This is a genomic window from Hyphomicrobium zavarzinii ATCC 27496 (genome assembly GCF_000383415.1).
GTDB lineage: Bacteria > Pseudomonadota > Alphaproteobacteria > Rhizobiales > Hyphomicrobiaceae > Hyphomicrobium_C > Hyphomicrobium_C zavarzinii.
On the sequence record NZ_KB911255.1, the window covers coordinates 188268 to 202835 of the forward strand.

At 64.9% G+C, this 14568-nt stretch carries 13 protein-coding genes; 9 read left to right on the forward strand and 4 right to left on the reverse strand.

Annotation, left to right across the window (positions count from 1 at the left end):
- The first annotated feature begins 423 nt into the window (after positions 1-423).
- From rpmI to F812_RS0100900, 8 genes are all read left to right on the forward strand, one after another.
- Positions 424-624, forward strand: coding sequence for a 50S ribosomal protein L35 (gene rpmI, locus F812_RS0100865; protein ID WP_020084060.1), 201 nt, complete (start codon positions 424-426; stop codon positions 622-624).
- A gap of 51 nt (positions 625-675) precedes the next feature.
- Positions 676-1041: a 50S ribosomal protein L20 gene (rplT, locus tag F812_RS0100870; RefSeq protein WP_020084061.1), complete on the forward strand. Its 366-nt coding sequence runs from the start codon at positions 676-678 to the stop codon at positions 1039-1041.
- Positions 1042-1153: 112 nt separating this feature from the next.
- Positions 1154-2227: a phenylalanine--tRNA ligase subunit alpha gene (pheS, locus tag F812_RS0100875; RefSeq protein ID WP_020084062.1), complete on the forward strand. Its 1074-nt coding sequence runs from the start codon at positions 1154-1156 to the stop codon at positions 2225-2227.
- Positions 2228-2250: 23 nt separating this feature from the next.
- Positions 2251-2697 (forward strand): cytochrome c, encoded by a 447-nt coding sequence (locus F812_RS22060; RefSeq protein ID WP_020084063.1) that lies wholly within the window; start codon positions 2251-2253, stop codon positions 2695-2697.
- An 81-nt stretch (positions 2698-2778) separates the two neighbouring features.
- Entirely contained in the window at positions 2779-5211 is a 2433-nt protein-coding gene (pheT, locus tag F812_RS0100885) for a phenylalanine--tRNA ligase subunit beta (RefSeq protein WP_020084064.1), read from the forward strand.
- A gap of 130 nt (positions 5212-5341) precedes the next feature.
- Positions 5342-6703, forward strand: coding sequence for an NAD(P)/FAD-dependent oxidoreductase (locus tag F812_RS0100890; RefSeq protein ID WP_020084065.1), 1362 nt, complete (start codon positions 5342-5344; stop codon positions 6701-6703).
- Between the two features lie 41 nt (positions 6704-6744).
- Positions 6745-7179, forward strand: coding sequence for a GFA family protein (locus tag F812_RS0100895; protein ID WP_040497799.1), 435 nt, complete (start codon positions 6745-6747; stop codon positions 7177-7179).
- 114 nt (positions 7180-7293) lie between these two features.
- On the forward strand, positions 7294-7560 hold the full coding sequence (locus F812_RS0100900; protein WP_156827162.1) for a hypothetical protein: 267 nt from the start codon (positions 7294-7296) through the stop codon (positions 7558-7560).
- Positions 7561-7587: 27 nt separating this feature from the next.
- Here the strand turns inward: F812_RS0100900 and F812_RS22065 are convergent, their stop codons facing one another.
- From F812_RS22065 to mbfA, 3 genes are all read right to left on the reverse strand, one after another.
- On the reverse strand, positions 7588-8967 hold the full coding sequence (locus tag F812_RS22065; protein ID WP_156827163.1) for a YiiX/YebB-like N1pC/P60 family cysteine hydrolase: 1380 nt from the start codon (positions 8965-8967) through the stop codon (positions 7588-7590).
- 170 nt (positions 8968-9137) lie between these two features.
- Positions 9138-10592 (reverse strand): lytic murein transglycosylase, encoded by a 1455-nt coding sequence (locus F812_RS22070; RefSeq protein WP_245257598.1) that lies wholly within the window; start codon positions 10590-10592, stop codon positions 9138-9140.
- 186 nt (positions 10593-10778) lie between these two features.
- On the reverse strand, positions 10779-11735 hold the full coding sequence (mbfA, locus tag F812_RS0100915; RefSeq protein WP_020084070.1) for an iron exporter MbfA: 957 nt from the start codon (positions 11733-11735) through the stop codon (positions 10779-10781).
- A gap of 183 nt (positions 11736-11918) precedes the next feature.
- On the opposite strand from mbfA, the gene lepA reads away from it, so the two are divergent.
- Positions 11919-13721: a translation elongation factor 4 gene (lepA, locus tag F812_RS0100920; RefSeq protein WP_020084071.1), complete on the forward strand. Its 1803-nt coding sequence runs from the start codon at positions 11919-11921 to the stop codon at positions 13719-13721.
- A 427-nt stretch (positions 13722-14148) separates the two neighbouring features.
- On the opposite strand, the gene F812_RS22075 is transcribed toward lepA, so the two are convergent.
- Positions 14149-14424: a hypothetical protein gene (locus F812_RS22075; RefSeq protein WP_020084073.1), complete on the reverse strand. Its 276-nt coding sequence runs from the start codon at positions 14422-14424 to the stop codon at positions 14149-14151.
- Positions 14425-14568 lie beyond the last annotated feature (144 nt).

A 14568-nucleotide genomic window follows, 5' to 3' on the forward strand; every position in this document is an offset into this window, starting at 1 on the left:
AACGCGTTTCTGTAGCACATCTCTGGTGTCTGCTCTTTATCCGGGCACTAATTCTATGACGAAGGCGCAAGAGCGAGAATAGAGGCAAGTCCCTCTTTCAGATCGGTCTAAGCAACTTATGTAACGCGCTCTCCCGGCTGGGTTATTTTTTTTTGGATCAAACTTCGGGTTTTCCCGGAGCCGCCTCCCGTCCGGGGGCGGGCAACCTGCTTTCAAGGGCAGTTGCAAATGCGAAGACACGCCCGTATAAGTCCCGGCTGAGCCGCCCGGCGGGGCATGCCGTGGCGGCTTTTCATGCTTTTACTATCCGCGCTTTCCGCAAAAAGCGTCCCTCCTCCCGTGGCGAACCGCCTGGCGAGGCGGAGGGTTTGTCCAGCCGTTCGCGGCCGGACTGCGGAGCGCTTCGAACTCAAGGAGAGCAAAATGCCCAAGATGAAGACCAAGAGCGGCGCCAAAAAGCGCTTCAAGATGACTGGCACCGGCAAGGTGAAGGCGGCTGCCCAGGGCAAACGCCACGGCATGATCAAGCGTCACGCGAAGTTCATTCGCGACGCGCGCGGCACCATGGTGCTGAACGACAGCGACGCGAAGATCGTCAAGAAATACATGCCCTACGCCCGCTGAGCTCAAGTCGAGCTCGCCTCAGTCCATTCCAGTCATTAAGGAAGCAAATCCATGGCTCGTGTAAAACGCGGTGTTACCGCTCACGCCAAGCATAAAAAGGTTCTGAAGGCCGCCAAGGGCTACTATGGCCGCCGCAAGAGCACCATCCGCGTCGCCAAGCAGGCCGTCGAGAAGGCGCTGCAGTACGGCTATCGCGACCGCAAGCGCCGCAAGCGCACGTTCCGCGCGCTCTGGATCCAGCGCATCAACGCTGCCACCCGCGAGCACGGCCTGACCTACGGCCGATTTATTCATGGCCTCTCGAAGGCCGGTATCGACATCGACCGCAAGGTGCTGGCGGATCTCGCCGTTCGCGATGCGGCTGCCTTCAAGGCGCTCGTCGAACAGGCGGCTGCAGCGGCAGGCAAGGCTGCCTGACCTTTCGTTTCGTGCTCGATAGTCTTGGCCGCGCGATGTCCTGGGTGACGCCCCGGTTTCGGCGGCCTTTTCCTACGCCGCCCACCCAAGGGCCACTGATGGCAGGCATGGCATGACTGGCACGACCGAACTCGACACTCTAAAGGACGAGCTTCTGGGGCAGATCGCGGCGGCGAAGGATCTTGCGCAGCTCGAGGCGGTGCGCGTCGCGGCGCTCGGCAAGAAGGGGCGCATTGCCGAGCAGATGTCCAAGCTCGCGACGCTGCCGCCCGATCAGCGCAAGGCCTTCGGCGCCGCAAACAACGCGGTGAAGGAGGCGGTTACCCAGTCGCTCGAGGCGCGCAAGACGGATCTCGAGGCGGCCGCTCTCGAAGCCCGGCTCGAGAGCGAGCGGGCGGACGTGACGCTTCCTGTGCGGGCTGGACCGGAGGCGCTGGGGCGCATCCATCCGGTAAGCCAGGTGTTCGACGAATGCGTCGAGATCTTCGCCGATCTCGGTTTCGATGTGGCCGAGGGGCCGGATATCGAGACCGACGACATGAACTTCACCAAGCTCAACATTCCGGCCGAGCATCCCGCGCGGCAGGAGCATGACACCTTCTATTTTCCGGCCAAGCCCGACGGCTCGCGCCTGCTCCTGCGCACGCATACGAGCCCGGTGCAGATCCGCACCATGGAGAGCCGTAAGCCGCCGATCCGCATCATCGCGCCGGGGCGCGTCTACCGCTGCGACAGCGATCAGACGCACACGCCGATGTTCCACCAGATCGAGGGGCTCGTCATCGACGAGACGACCCACATGGGACATCTCAAGTGGGTGCTCGAGGAGTTCTGCAAGGCGTTCTTCGAGGTGTCGGACGTGAAGATGCGCTTCCGCGCTTCGCACTTTCCGTTCACGGAGCCTTCGATGGAGGTCGACATCGGCGCGGAGGCGATCGGCAAGCCCGGCCAGTGGCTCGAAATTCTCGGCTGCGGCATGGTGCATCCGAATGTGCTCAGGAACTGCGGTCTCGATCCCGAAAAGTACCAGGGCTTCGCCTTCGGCATGGGCCTCGACCGGCTCACGATGCTGAAATACGGCGTGCCGGACCTACGCGCGTTCTTCTCGGCGGATCTGAGGTGGCTGCGCCATTACGGCTTCTCCGTGCTCGACGTGCCGACGCTCGGCGGCGGACTCTCCTCTTAGGCGGCGCGCGTGGGTTCACCCCGATGAGATCCAGGATCGCCGCTTTCTCGCTCTGCCTCCTCGGCGCTCTCGCTTCGGGCGGGGGCGCGGCGCGAATTGCGGAAGCGGGGGACGGGCGTGAGTCTGTTTCGCTTGCGCGCGCCGACCGGGAGCATCTGCTGGCCGGTATGCGCCGCTATCTCGACAGCGTCCAGGGCATCGTAGACGGTCTCGCACGCAGCAACATGGCTGCGGTGGCGGAAAGTGCGCGCAAAGCTGGCGCGGCCATGGTGTCGGATATCTCGCTCGTGGCGATCGTCGGCTTACCGCCGGATTTTCTGCTGGCCAGCATGGCGACGCATCAGAAGTTCGACGAGCTTGCAGACGAGGCGAAGGCTGGGGCGACGCGGATGGCCGTGCTCGACAAGCTCAGCGGAATTCTGGCGACCTGCAACGCCTGCCACGAGACTTATCGCGTCGCGATCCGGTGACGCAGCCGGGCATCCGGCGGTTGTTTTTCGCCTCGGGCCACATGGGCTCGGGCGACTACGGTCTAGAGAGGAAAGACGTCCATGAAGTTCACGCTCTCCTGGCTCAAGGATCATCTCAAGACCAAGGCGACGGTCGAGGAGATCTCGACCAAGCTGTCGGCCATCGGGCTCGAGGTCGAGAGCGTCGAGGATCCGGCCGCGAAGCTCGGCGCGTTCCGCGTCGCGCGCATCGTGGAGGCCAAGAGGCATCCCAACGCCGACAAGCTGCAGGTGGTGCAGGTCGAGGTGGAGAAGGGCCAGCCGCTGTTCGAGGTGGTGTGCGGAGCGCCCAATGCGCGCGCCGGCATGATCAGCGTGTTCGCGCCGCTTGGCACCTACATCCCGGGCTCCAAGATCACGCTCGAGAAGAAGCCGGTGCGGGGCGTCGTCTCCAACGGCATGATGTGCTCGGCGGCGGAGCTCGAGCTCGCTGAGGACAGCGAGGGTATCCTGGATCTTCCGGCCGAGCTCGCCGAGCAGGTGGGCGCGCGCTACATCGACGTAGCGGGCCTCAACGATCCCGTGTTCGAGGTGAAGCTCACGCCCAACCGTCCGGACTGCACGGGCGTGCGCGGCATTGCGCGCGATCTCGCGGCGGCAGGGCTCGGCACGCTCAAGGACGAGAAGACGATCTCCGGTGTCGAGGGCAGCTTCGACAATCCGGTCGCGGTGAAGCTCGACTTCGCGAACGGCACGGAGGATGCGTGCCCGGTGTTCGCGGCGCGTCTCGTCAAGGGCGTCAGCAACGGGCCGTCGCCGGAGTGGCTGCAGAACCGGCTCAAGGCCGTGGGGCTTCGGCCGATCAATGCGCTGGTCGACGTCACCAACTACATCAGCCAGGATCGCGGGCGTCCGCTGCACGTCTATGATGCGGACAAGCTCAAGGGCGCAGTGCGGGCGCGGCTTGGCAAGGGGGGCGAGACGTTCCAGGGCCTCGACGGCAAGGAGCACACCGTCGACGAGACGATGTGCGTGATCGCGGACGACAGCGGTCCGCTCGGCCTCGGCGGCATCATCGGCGGGGAGGCGTCGGGCTCGACCGAGACGACGACAAACGTGCTGATCGAGAGCGCCTACTTCGATCCGCTGCGCACGGCGGCGACCGGCCGCAAGACCGGGCTCGTCACCGATGCGCGCTACCGGTTCGAGCGCGGCGTCGATCCCGAGAGCGTGCTGCCGGGGCTCGATCTCGCGACGCAGATGATCCTCAAGCTCTGCGGCGGTAAGCCATCCAAGGCGACGGTTGCCGGGCGCGTTCCGGATACGAAGCGGGCGATCGTGTTCGAGCTTGCCCGCGTGGAGAAGCTTTCCGGCCTTTCGCTGCCGGCGGACGAGATCAAGACGATCCTGGAGACGCTCGGATGCGTGCTGGTGGGCGGTGGCGAGACGCTCGAGGTCACGCCGCCGTCGTGGCGCCCGGACATTCATGGCTCGGCGGATCTCGTCGAGGAAGTGGTGCGCATCGCGGGCATCGATCGCGTGCCGGCGACGGCGCTGCCGCGCATGAGCGGCGTGTCGCGGGCGGTGCTCACCGACAAGCAGAAGCGCGCCCGGCGCGCACGCCGGCTGCTCGCTGCACGCGGCCTCGTCGAGGCGGTGACGTGGTCGTTCCTTCCCAAGGATCAGGCTGACGCGTTCGGGACGGGTGCTACGCTCGTCGAGCTTGCCAATCCGATCTCGGTCGATCTCGCCGTAATGCGTCCGAGCCTGCTGCCGGGCCTGCTGACCGCCGTCGAGCGCAACCGCAATCGCGGGTTCGCGGACGTCGCGCTGTTCGAGCTGGGGCAGGCCTATCGGGGCGACAAGCCGGAGGATCAATACCTTGCGGCGGCAGGCGTGCGGGCCGGAACGGCCGGTGTCTCAGGTGGCGGGCGCCATTGGGACGGCAAGGCTCAGGCAGTTTCGGTGTTCGATGCCAAGGCCGATGCGGCCGCCGTGCTCGTGGCGCTCGGTATCGACGCAGGCAAGGCCCAGGTCACGCGCGATGCGCCCGCCTGGTATCATCCGGGCCGGTCGGGCACGCTGCGGCTCGGGCCCAAGACCGTGCTCGCGCATTTCGGCGAGCTGCATCCGCGGACGCTTGCGGGCCTCGACGTCGAAGGCCCTGTCGTGGGCTTCGAAGTGTTCCTGGATGCGCTGCCGCCCGAGAAGAAGAAGGGCCGCGCCAAAGCGCCGTTCGCGCAATCGGATCTGCTGCCCGTGCGGCGCGACTTCGCGTTCGTTCTCGATCGCGGCGTCAATGCAGGCGATGTGGTGCGCGCCGCGCTGGGTGCCGACAAGGCGCTGATCTCGGGCGTCTCGGTGTTCGACGTGTTCGAGGGGGGCGCGCTCGCGGCAGAGGGCAAGAAGTCGGTTGCGATCGAAGTGACGCTGCAGCCGACCTCGGAAACGCTGACCGACAAGGACATCGAGGCCATCTCCCAGAAGGTCATCGCGGATGTGAAGAAGGCAACCGGCGGAGAAATCCGGAGCTAGGACGTTTCAATTTCTCCGGCATCACCGCCGCCGCCTCTCCGTCTCGGATTGATGTCCCCTGTTCGACAGTCCTGTTGCCAGAGGATCATTCCTGGTATGAGACTGCCCGCGGAAGTGCGGGAGATACGAGATGGTTGCTGACGTCGGCACGGATACCTCGAAGCCTTTGGTTCTGCCCAAGCCGGATTTGCATCACATCATCGTGGTGGGCGGCGGAGCGGGCGGCCTGGAGCTGGCGACGCGGCTCGGCGACAAGCTGGGGCGGCGCAAGAAGGCGGCGATCACGCTGGTCGACCGCTCGCGCACGCATATCTGGAAGCCGCTGCTTCACGAAATCGCCGCGGGCAGCATGGACGTCGACCGGCACGAGGTCGAGTACATGGCGCAGGGCCACTGGCACGGCTTCAAATTCCGCTATGGCGAGATGATCGGCCTGGACCGGGCGCGGAAGCTCATCCACCTGGCGCGTACCGTCGACGAGGACGGGCGCGAGATCACGCCGGATCGCTGGCTTCCCTACGACACGCTCATCATTGCCGTCGGCAGCGTCTCGAACGATTTCGGCGTGCCGGGCGTGAAACAGAACGCGATGATGCTCGATACGCCCGAGCAGGCGGAGCGCTTCAACCGCCGCCTGATCAACGCCTGCGTGCGGGCCAATACGCAGCCGGGCCCCATTCGGCCGGAGCAGCTCCACGTGGCGATCATCGGCGCGGGCGCGACGGGTACCGAGCTTTCCGCCGAGCTGCACGGCACGGCGCGTGGCGTCGTGGCGTTCGGTCTCGACAAGATCGATCCGGAGAAGGACATCCGCATCACCCTGATCGAGGCGAACGATCGCATCGTTCCGGCGCTCCCGCCGCGCATTTCCCAGGCGACGGCCGAGATCCTGACGGGGCTCAACGTCGATATCCGCACGAGCGCTCGCGTGACGGAGGTGACCGAGCACGGGGTGAAGCTCGCGAGCGGCGATTTCATTCCTTCGGAGCTCGTGGTGTGGGCGGCTGGCGTGAAGGGGCCGGACGTGCTGAGCAACCTCGACGGGCTCGAGGTCAGCCGGTCCAACCAGCTCATCGTCAAGCCGACGCTCGAGACCACCTTCGATCCCAACATCTTCGCTTTCGGCGATTGCGCCTATCTGGTGCCTCCGGGCGAAACGCTCGCCATTCCGCCGCGCGCCCAGGCGGCGCACCAGGAGGCGTCGCATCTCGTGAAGCAGCTCAAGGCGCGTCTCAATGGCGAGCCGTTGAAGCCGTTCGTCTATCGCGATTTCGGATCTCTGGTGTCGCTCGGCGACTACTCGACGGTCGGAAGCCTCATGGGCTTCGTGACCGGGCGCAAGATGCTGATCGAGGGCTTCGTCGCGAAGCTCATGTATCGCTCGCTCTACAAGATGCACGAGACGGCCTTGCACGGATATTGGAAGGTGATGCTGGATTCGATCTCGCGCCTTCTGACGCGCCGCACGGAGCCGCACGTCAAGCTGCATTAGGGAGGCAGCGGGCAGGGCAGTAAGGCAGTGGGGGCGTGGAGATGGTGCAAGAGGTGAATGCGGCCGGGGGCTGTCTCTGCGGTGCCGTGCGTTTCAAGGTCCACGGCGTGCCGATCCGCATGGCGCAGTGTCACTGCCGCGATTGCCAGCGCGCGTCCGGCACCGGCCACATGTCGAATGCCATCTTCAAGACGGCCGACGTCGAGGTCTCAGGAACGACGGCCAGCTATGCGAGCACGGCCGACAGCGGAAACACGCTCACCCGCCATTTCTGTCCGACGTGCGGCGGCCGCCTGTTTCTCTACAGTGCAGCGCGGCCGGGCATGATCGTGATGGCGGCCGGGGCTTTCGACGACATGAGCTGGTTCGAGCCGCAGATCGTGCTCTACACGAAGAACAAGCCGGCCTGGGATCTCGTGAGCGAGGCCGTGCCGCATTTCGAGGGGATGCCGCCGCCCCCGCCGCCGAAGGCTTGAAAGCCGGGCGGCTGACTATTGCTTCAAATTTTAAGAAAGCCTTCAACTAGGGATTGACGGGGCTTTGTTATCCTTACTCCGCGGGCCATGAGGGATCCGATGGAGTGCGCACCCGTGTGTGAGCTCAGTGTCGTCTTAATGTTCGTCGTAGCGCACATCGTGGCCTGGGCCGCGCTCGGCGGGGGCTGGCGAGGTGCCGCCAGGGCTCCGTTCGCCGTGCTCGTTCCCGCCGTCGCGCTGATCGTCCTCAACGCGGTGTTCTACGACTCCTACAACGATCTCCTGATCAAGATCTGGGCTTTTCTGAGTTGGGAGTTCCTGTATCTGCTCGGCTATCTGACGTTGCGCATCATGACGCGCGCCTCGCCCGTGCGGTCGTAGGGTACGTCCGGTTTTCGGTGTTCGAGGCTAGGGCTTGCCGCGCAGATAGCCGATGCGGCCGCCGGAGGTCTCGCGCAGCCGTTCCAGGTGATCCAGAAGCTCCCGGGGATGGAGCGGAAGCCCGGTCATCCTCACATGATCGTCCTCGAGCGCGGCGAGCGAGGGCATGATCCCTTCGGCCGTCTTGTGCAGCATGGCGATGGTGGCGACGCACGAGCGGGTCATGTTGCGCGGGACCTTCGGGATCGCGCTCGAGATCAGATTGCGCGCGCGGTCCGACAGATAACTCGACAGGCGGCCGAACACGGCGATGAGCTTGATGAAGAAGTCCTCGCGGAAGCGATAGCCCCGCGTCTCCATCCATTCGAAGAACTTGGTCATGATCATATCCTGCCGGCGCAGGATCGGCGTGAGGCGGTAATCCTGCCACTCGGCCACGAGATCGAAGCGGGGATCTAAGTCGATGTCGCCGGGGGCGAAAGTCTCCCTGGCCTTGACGCCCACGCTCTTGAAGAAGTCCTTGTTGCTGCGCGTATCGAGACGCGTCTTGAAGGCGGGCAGCTCCACCGCGCCGTCGCTGGCATCGGAGAAGGCCTGCGCGACCAGCTTGGCGCAGAACAGTTTGCGGCGGCCCTTGAGGCGCATGCTGAAGTCGTAGGGGATGTGACGCGCTTCGCCCGTCTTGGTCGCTTGGATACGGGCATATGCGAGGGCTGCGGCGCGGGCTGCAAGATCCGCATCGCGGAAGCGGTAGAGCACCGCGCGCCCAAGGCCGTGGTCGAGCACGTGCTCCAGCGTGTTGATCACCGAGCCGTCCTCGATCAACGCCTCGACGACCCAGTGCTGGCCCTTGCCGTCGATGTGGATGATCGCGATGTGGCTGAACTGGGTGTCCACGTCGCCGATGCGGGCGATGGCCGCGCTGTTGTGCGCGCTGCCGCGGACGAGGAGCACGTCGCCCGAGCGGAAGGGGATGTTCTGGCCGGTGTAGAAGGCGGGATTGACGAGGGTGTTGTAGGCCTTGCCGGTGAAGCCGCGTCCGCCTTTCTCGCCCGATGCAAGATGCGGATTGCCGGCGGCGATCTCGCCCAGGATGTCGGAGCCGTAGCGTGCGATGCGGAACACGTCGCGCAGCGCGATCTCGGCCGGGCGCGTCAGCAGGCCTTTCGAATGCCAGACGGCGATCCGGTCGCGCAGACGCATGCGTCCCCTGAACAGCTCGCCCAGGAGCGCGGGGGCGGCTTTTGTGATCTCTCCGCTGCCTGTCGTCACGTCGATGGAGTTGAGGAGGTCGTAGAGCGTGCGGAGCGCGGCTGCCAGCTCATCGGGCGTCTCGAACTGCCGGTCCGCCACGATGCTGAATTGGGCAAGACGCTCCTCAAGTCCCGTCACGACAGACCGTTGCACAACACGCCCCCTTACTCGCGGCCCGCTTCGACACGGGCACTGCCCCTTGGCCAGTATGGCATTCTACTACGACAGCTCTGCCCGCGGAAAATGCTCCGGGTTCTTATTAAGCGCGGGCTTTGCGTGCGGAATAAGGGCCGGACGCCCCGTTGGGGCGCCCGGCCTCGATTCTATCCGCGGCGAAGCGCGGCCAGAAGCTCTGGGGTGGGGTAGGAATCGGCCGGGAGCTTATATTTCAGCTGCATGGCCTTGATGGCCTGCCGGCTCTTGAGGCCGATCAGGCCGTCGATCTCGCCCACGTCGAAGCCCCGCGCGGTGAGAAGGCGCTGCAACTCCTTGGCCTCGTCCTGGGTGAGGGTGGGGATGCCCTCGCGTCCGCGCCGCATGGCCGGGGCGCCGTTGATGCGCGTTGCCAGGTAAGCGGCGGTGGTGGCGTAATTGAGAGACTGGTTCCACTGCAGATAGACGTTGAAATTCGGGAAGGCGAGGAACGCCGGTCCGAACCGGCCCATCGGCAGCAGCAAGGAGGCGGGTAGCGCGTCCTTCTCGAGCGGCGCGCCGTCCGCCTGCGTCACGCCCCACGCCGCCCACTGCGAGCGCGGATGCGTGATGGCGAGGTCCGACTGATCCCAAGGCATCTGCTCCGGCACGCGCACCTCCTGGATCCACGGCTCGTTGGGCCGCCAGCCGAGGTGGGCCATGTAGTTCGCGGTGGTGCCGATGATGTCGGTCGCGCTGTCGAACAGGTCCGGGCGGCCGTCGCCGTCATAGTCGATGGCGTGCTCAAGATAGCGGGTGGGGAGGAACTGGGTCTGCCCGATTTCGCCGGCCCAGGACCCGATCATCGTGGAGGGGGTCATGTCTCCGCGATCGATGATCTGGAGCGCGGCCTTGAGCTCATCGCGGAACATCGGGCCGCGGCGGCAATCGTAGGCGAGCGTCACGAGCGAGCGCATGATCGGCAGCTTGCCCATACCGGCGCCGAAGTCGCTTTCGAGTGCCCAGAACCCGGTGATGACGCCGGGGTCGACTCCGAACTGCTTCACGGCGCGATCGAAGGCCGCGCGGTTCTTCTGGATCTGCGCGCGCCCGTTGGTGACGCGGTTCGGGGTGGCCAGCTTGGCGGAAAAGTCGAGGAAGCTCTGCGAGAAGAAGCCCTGGCGGCGATCGCGCGAGATGACGCCCTGGTCGGGCGTCATGCCGTCGAGGGCGAGCGAGATGGTGCGCTGGCTGATGCCCTCGGCGGCGGCCTCGCGGCGGAAGTCACGCATCCAGGTGTCGAAGGCCCAGTTCGTCTTGCAATTGCGCGGAGCGGCGGGCGGCGGCATGCCTTTGGTCGAGACGCGTCCACCGGTCGCCTGGCCGACAGCCGGGGTCTGCACGGCAGCCGGAGTGGCAGCAGCCGGCGTTCCAGCGGGGGGCGCGGCCGAAGGGGCCGCGGCCTCGCCCGCCAGGGGGGCGCCTGCGTCGGGCGCGGGCTGCGCCTTCTTCTTCTGCGGCTTTGCCTTCGGTGCCTGGTCGGTCGGGCCGAATTCGATGCCCCCTGCCATCACGGAGGATGCGGGGAGGAGAGCGGCTGCGGCGAGAGTTGAGAGGGTGGCGGAAAGAAATAGAGCAAATCGCATTTCGGTCCTTCCGGATCTCGGGTTCGCCGCCACTCATGCCGACCCATGTGGCGCCGTCAAGACTCAAGCCCCCCGGCTGTTTTCCTTGAGTGCTGATGATTTCCGGTGAGTACCGGTGGCCCGTTGCCGCATAGAGTGACGCAGCGCGGAGATCCGCGGCGCCATTTCCGTTTTGTCGGAGGGGTTTCAGGCACTTCCGATGAGAATGCCGACTGCGAAGACGATGAGGCCGCCGGCCACGACCTCGACGGTTGCTCGCATGAACGGGGTATCCATGTAGCGGGCGCGGATCCAGGCGATGGTCCAAAGCTCGATCAGCACGACGACGGCCGCGACGCCGGTGGCGGTCCAGAAATCCGGGATCAGGTAGGGAAGCGTGTGGCCGAGGCCGCCGAGGGCGGTCATGACGCCGGTGATGGCGCCGCGAATCCATGGGTGTCCGCGGCCGGATATCAGGCCGTCATCGGCCATGGCCTCGGCAATTCCCATGGAGATGCCAGCGCCGACGGAGGCGGCCATGCCGACCAGGAAAGTCGCCCAGGTGTCGTGGGTGGCGAAGGCGGCGGCGAAAATGGGCGCCAACGTGGACACCGAGCCGTCGATCAGGCCGGTGAGACCCGGCTGAACGTACTGGAGCACGAACGCGCGCCTCTCCGCCTGCGCTTCCTCCACACGGGTGTCCGCCGAGATGCCGGTTTCCCGAAGGCGAACGGCCAGGCTCGCGTGTTTGTCCTCGGCCGCGATCAGGTCGCCCAGGAGCTTGCGGATGGAGGCGTCGGTGGTGCGGGCAAGGATGGACCGGTAGAAGCGGCCCGTCTCCTGCTCCATGGATTCCGCCTGGGCGCGCACCTTCTCGAGCCCCAGCGGGCGAACCATCCAGATCGGATCGTGGCGTATGAATCCGCGGACATCCTGCCGGCGGATCAAGGGGATGTGGTCGCCAAATTTCTGGCGATAGAGGTCGATAAGCCAGCGGCGATGCTGGTTCTCCTCCTCCGCCATCTCCGTGAAGAGCTTGGCGGAAGCGGGATAGGTCTCCTCGAGGGCGTGGGCATACTCGGAGTAGATGCGGCCATCCTCCTCCTCGAGCGCGATGGCAAGCGCCAGCACCTCCCGCTCGTCCAGATCCTCGAACCTGCGCATGAACTGCCCCTTTTTGCCCAAATAGTTTAGAATAATTCTAATTAATAGAGCTATGCGATGCAAGGGCGCGAGACCCGGCGCGACACTCCGCCGAGGCCCGGATTTTCGCCGATTTTGGGAAAAGCGACGCGGTCCGCGCCCCAAGCTTGTGAGACCCAAGCGCGAGGTGATAAGGACGCGCGCATGACCGACATCTCATTGATCCGCAACTTCTCCATCATCGCCCACATCGATCACGGCAAGTCCACGCTTTCGGACCGCCTGATCCAGATCTGTGGCAACGTTTCGAACCGCGAGATGAAGGAGCAAATCCTCGACTCGATGGACATCGAGCGCGAGCGCGGCATCACGATCAAGGCGCAGACCGTGCGCCTCGACTACAGGCACAAGGATGGCAAGGTCTATCAGCTCAATCTGATGGATACGCCAGGCCACGTGGACTTCGCCTACGAGGTCTCCCGCAGCCTCGCCGCGTGCGAGGGCGCAATCCTGGTGGTGGACGCGAGCCAGGGCGTTGAGGCGCAGACGCTCGCCAACGTCTACCAGGCGCTGGACAACAATCTCGAGATCCTGCCGGTTCTCAACAAGGTGGATCTGCCGTCCGCCGACGAGGACCGCGTCAAGCAGCAGATCGAGGACGTGATCGGCCTCGATGCGTCCGACGCCGTCGGCGTTTCCGCCAAGACGGGTCTCAACGTCGAGGCCGTTCTGGAAGCCATCGTCGAGCGCCTGCCGCCGCCGAAGGGCGATGCCTCGAAGCCGCTGAAAGCCATGCTGGTCGACAGCTGGTATGACGCCTATCTCGGCGTCGTCGTTCTCGTGCGCATCATCGACGGCACGCTGAAGCGCGGCCAGAAGGTGCAGATGATGGCCACCGGCGGCCACTATCAGGTGGAGCGCGTCGGCATTTTCCGTCCCAAGCAGGAGATGCTGGATCAGCTGGGCCCCGGCGAGGTCGGCTTCTTCACGGCCGCCATCAAGGAGGTGGCCGACACCCGCGTCGGCGATACCGTGACGGATGAGAAAAACCCGACGCCGGAGCCGCTACCGGGCTTCAAGCCGGCGCAGCCGGTGGTGTTCTGCGGACTCTTTCCAGTCGATGCGGCGGACTTCGAAGATCTGCGCGATGCGATGGCGCGGCTTCGGCTGAACGATGCGAGCTTCTCGTTCGAGGCGGAAAGCTCCGCGGCGCTGGGCTTCGGCTTCCGTTGCGGCTTCCTCGGCCTCCTGCATCTCGAGATCATCACCGAGCGGCTCGAGCGCGAGTTCAACCTCGATCTGATCACGACCGCGCCCTCGGTCATCTATCACATCCATATGACCGACGGTTCCGTCGTCGAGCTGCACAATCCGGCCGACATGCCCGATACGGTCCGTATCGATCACATTGAGGAGCCGTGGATCGAAGCGACGATCCTGGTGCCGGACGAGTATCTGGGCTCCGTGCTGAAGCTCTGCCAGGATCGCCGCGGGCGCCAGAAGCAGCTTACCTACGTCGGCACGCGCGCCATGCTCGTCTATGAGCTGCCGCTCAACGAGGTGGTGTTCGATTTCTATGACCGCCTCAAATCGGTTTCGCGCGGCTATGCGTCGTTCGACTATCAGATCAAGGGCTACGAGGAGAACGAGCTCGTGAAGCTGTCGATCCTCGTCAACGACGAGCCGGTCGATGCGCTTTCGATGATCGTGCACCGCACGCGCGCGGAAAGCCGTGGCCGGTCCATGTGCGAAAAGCTCAAGGAGCTGATCCGGCCGCACCTCTTCAAGATCCCGATTCAGGCTGCTATCGGCGGCAAGGTGATCGCGCGCGAGACCATCAGCGCGCTGCGCAAGGACGTCATCGCCAAGTGCTACGGCGGCGACATCACGCGCAAACGCAAGCTGCTCGACAAGCAGAAAGCGGGCAAGAAGAAGATGCGCGAGTTCGGCAAGGTGGAGATCCCGCAAGAGGCCTTCATCGCCGCGCTCAAGATGGACGAGAACTGACGCAGACGCGGGACCAACAATTTCTGACGTGTGTCTGGGCCCCGGCCGTCCGTGCGTAGCGTGGCTTCGCCATGACGCCGGGATAACGGCCTAGCCCCGATGCAGGCCGATCCAGCCACACTACGATCGCATTCAACGCCAACTCGATAGACACCTAGAAAGGATATCTCATGCCCACGATGACCGATCAGCGCCGCAAGAAGATCCAGGCTCGCCAGCGCAAGGCCAAGAACGCGCTGAAGCGCGAAGCCAAGGCGACCAAGCGCGCGCGCAACAAGGCGAAGTAAGGCGAGGGCTCGCTCGCAGACGACGGCCTCGCGCGAGCGGGCAGGTCGGCGGGGGCCACGAGGCTCTAGCGAATGAAAACGGAGGGCACCGGCCGGTGCCCTCCGTTTGCGTTAGGTGGCCATGATCGAAGCGTGTGCGCTCAATCCCAGCGGCGCGTGAGACGGCGGACCTGGGGCATATCGAACACGTCGAAATAAGGGCTGGTGCCGGGCGCATAGTCTTCGGCGTATTTGTAGCCGCCATCGCACCAGGGATTGCCATAATAGCCGTAGGGGCCATTGTAAGGCTTGCAGTCGCGTGCGACCTCGCGATCGCGAACCGGCTTGCGCTTGCCGTGGGCAAAGGCGTCGGCCGGCGTCATGGCGAAGGCGGCAATGCCAAGCGCGGCGATTGTCAGCAGCGGTTTCAGGGTCATGGGGCTCGGCTCCTGTCGGAAAGCACTTGCTCGGTATTTGGTACCCACCGGCTGATTACGCAAGAAACGGGTCAGGGCATTCCTGAGGTTTGCTTCCTACCTGTGACCATTAAAGCGCGTTCGATTCGGACGGACGCGCGAGTT

Bases quoted from the DNA above. Each gene is read 5' to 3' on its own strand.
- rpmI (WP_020084060.1), top strand. From the start codon at position 424: ATGCCCAAGATGAAGACCAAGAGCGGCGCCAAAAAGCGCTTCAAGATG.
- rplT (WP_020084061.1), top strand. From the start codon at position 676: ATGGCTCGTGTAAAACGCGGTGTTACCGCTCACGCCAAGCATAAAAAG.
- pheS (WP_020084062.1), top strand. From the start codon at position 1,154: ATGACTGGCACGACCGAACTCGACACTCTAAAGGACGAGCTTCTGGGG.
- F812_RS22060 (WP_020084063.1), top strand. From the start codon at position 2,251: ATGAGATCCAGGATCGCCGCTTTCTCGCTCTGCCTCCTCGGCGCTCTC.
- pheT (WP_020084064.1), top strand. From the start codon at position 2,779: ATGAAGTTCACGCTCTCCTGGCTCAAGGATCATCTCAAGACCAAGGCG.
- F812_RS0100890 (WP_020084065.1), top strand. From the start codon at position 5,342: ATGGTTGCTGACGTCGGCACGGATACCTCGAAGCCTTTGGTTCTGCCC.
- F812_RS0100895 (WP_040497799.1), top strand. From the start codon at position 6,745: ATGGTGCAAGAGGTGAATGCGGCCGGGGGCTGTCTCTGCGGTGCCGTG.
- F812_RS22070 (WP_245257598.1), bottom strand. From the start codon at position 10,592: ATGCGATTTGCTCTATTTCTTTCCGCCACCCTCTCAACTCTCGCCGCA.
- mbfA (WP_020084070.1), bottom strand. From the start codon at position 11,735: ATGCGCAGGTTCGAGGATCTGGACGAGCGGGAGGTGCTGGCGCTTGCC.
- lepA (WP_020084071.1), top strand. From the start codon at position 11,919: ATGACCGACATCTCATTGATCCGCAACTTCTCCATCATCGCCCACATC.
- F812_RS22075 (WP_020084073.1), bottom strand. From the start codon at position 14,424: ATGACCCTGAAACCGCTGCTGACAATCGCCGCGCTTGGCATTGCCGCC.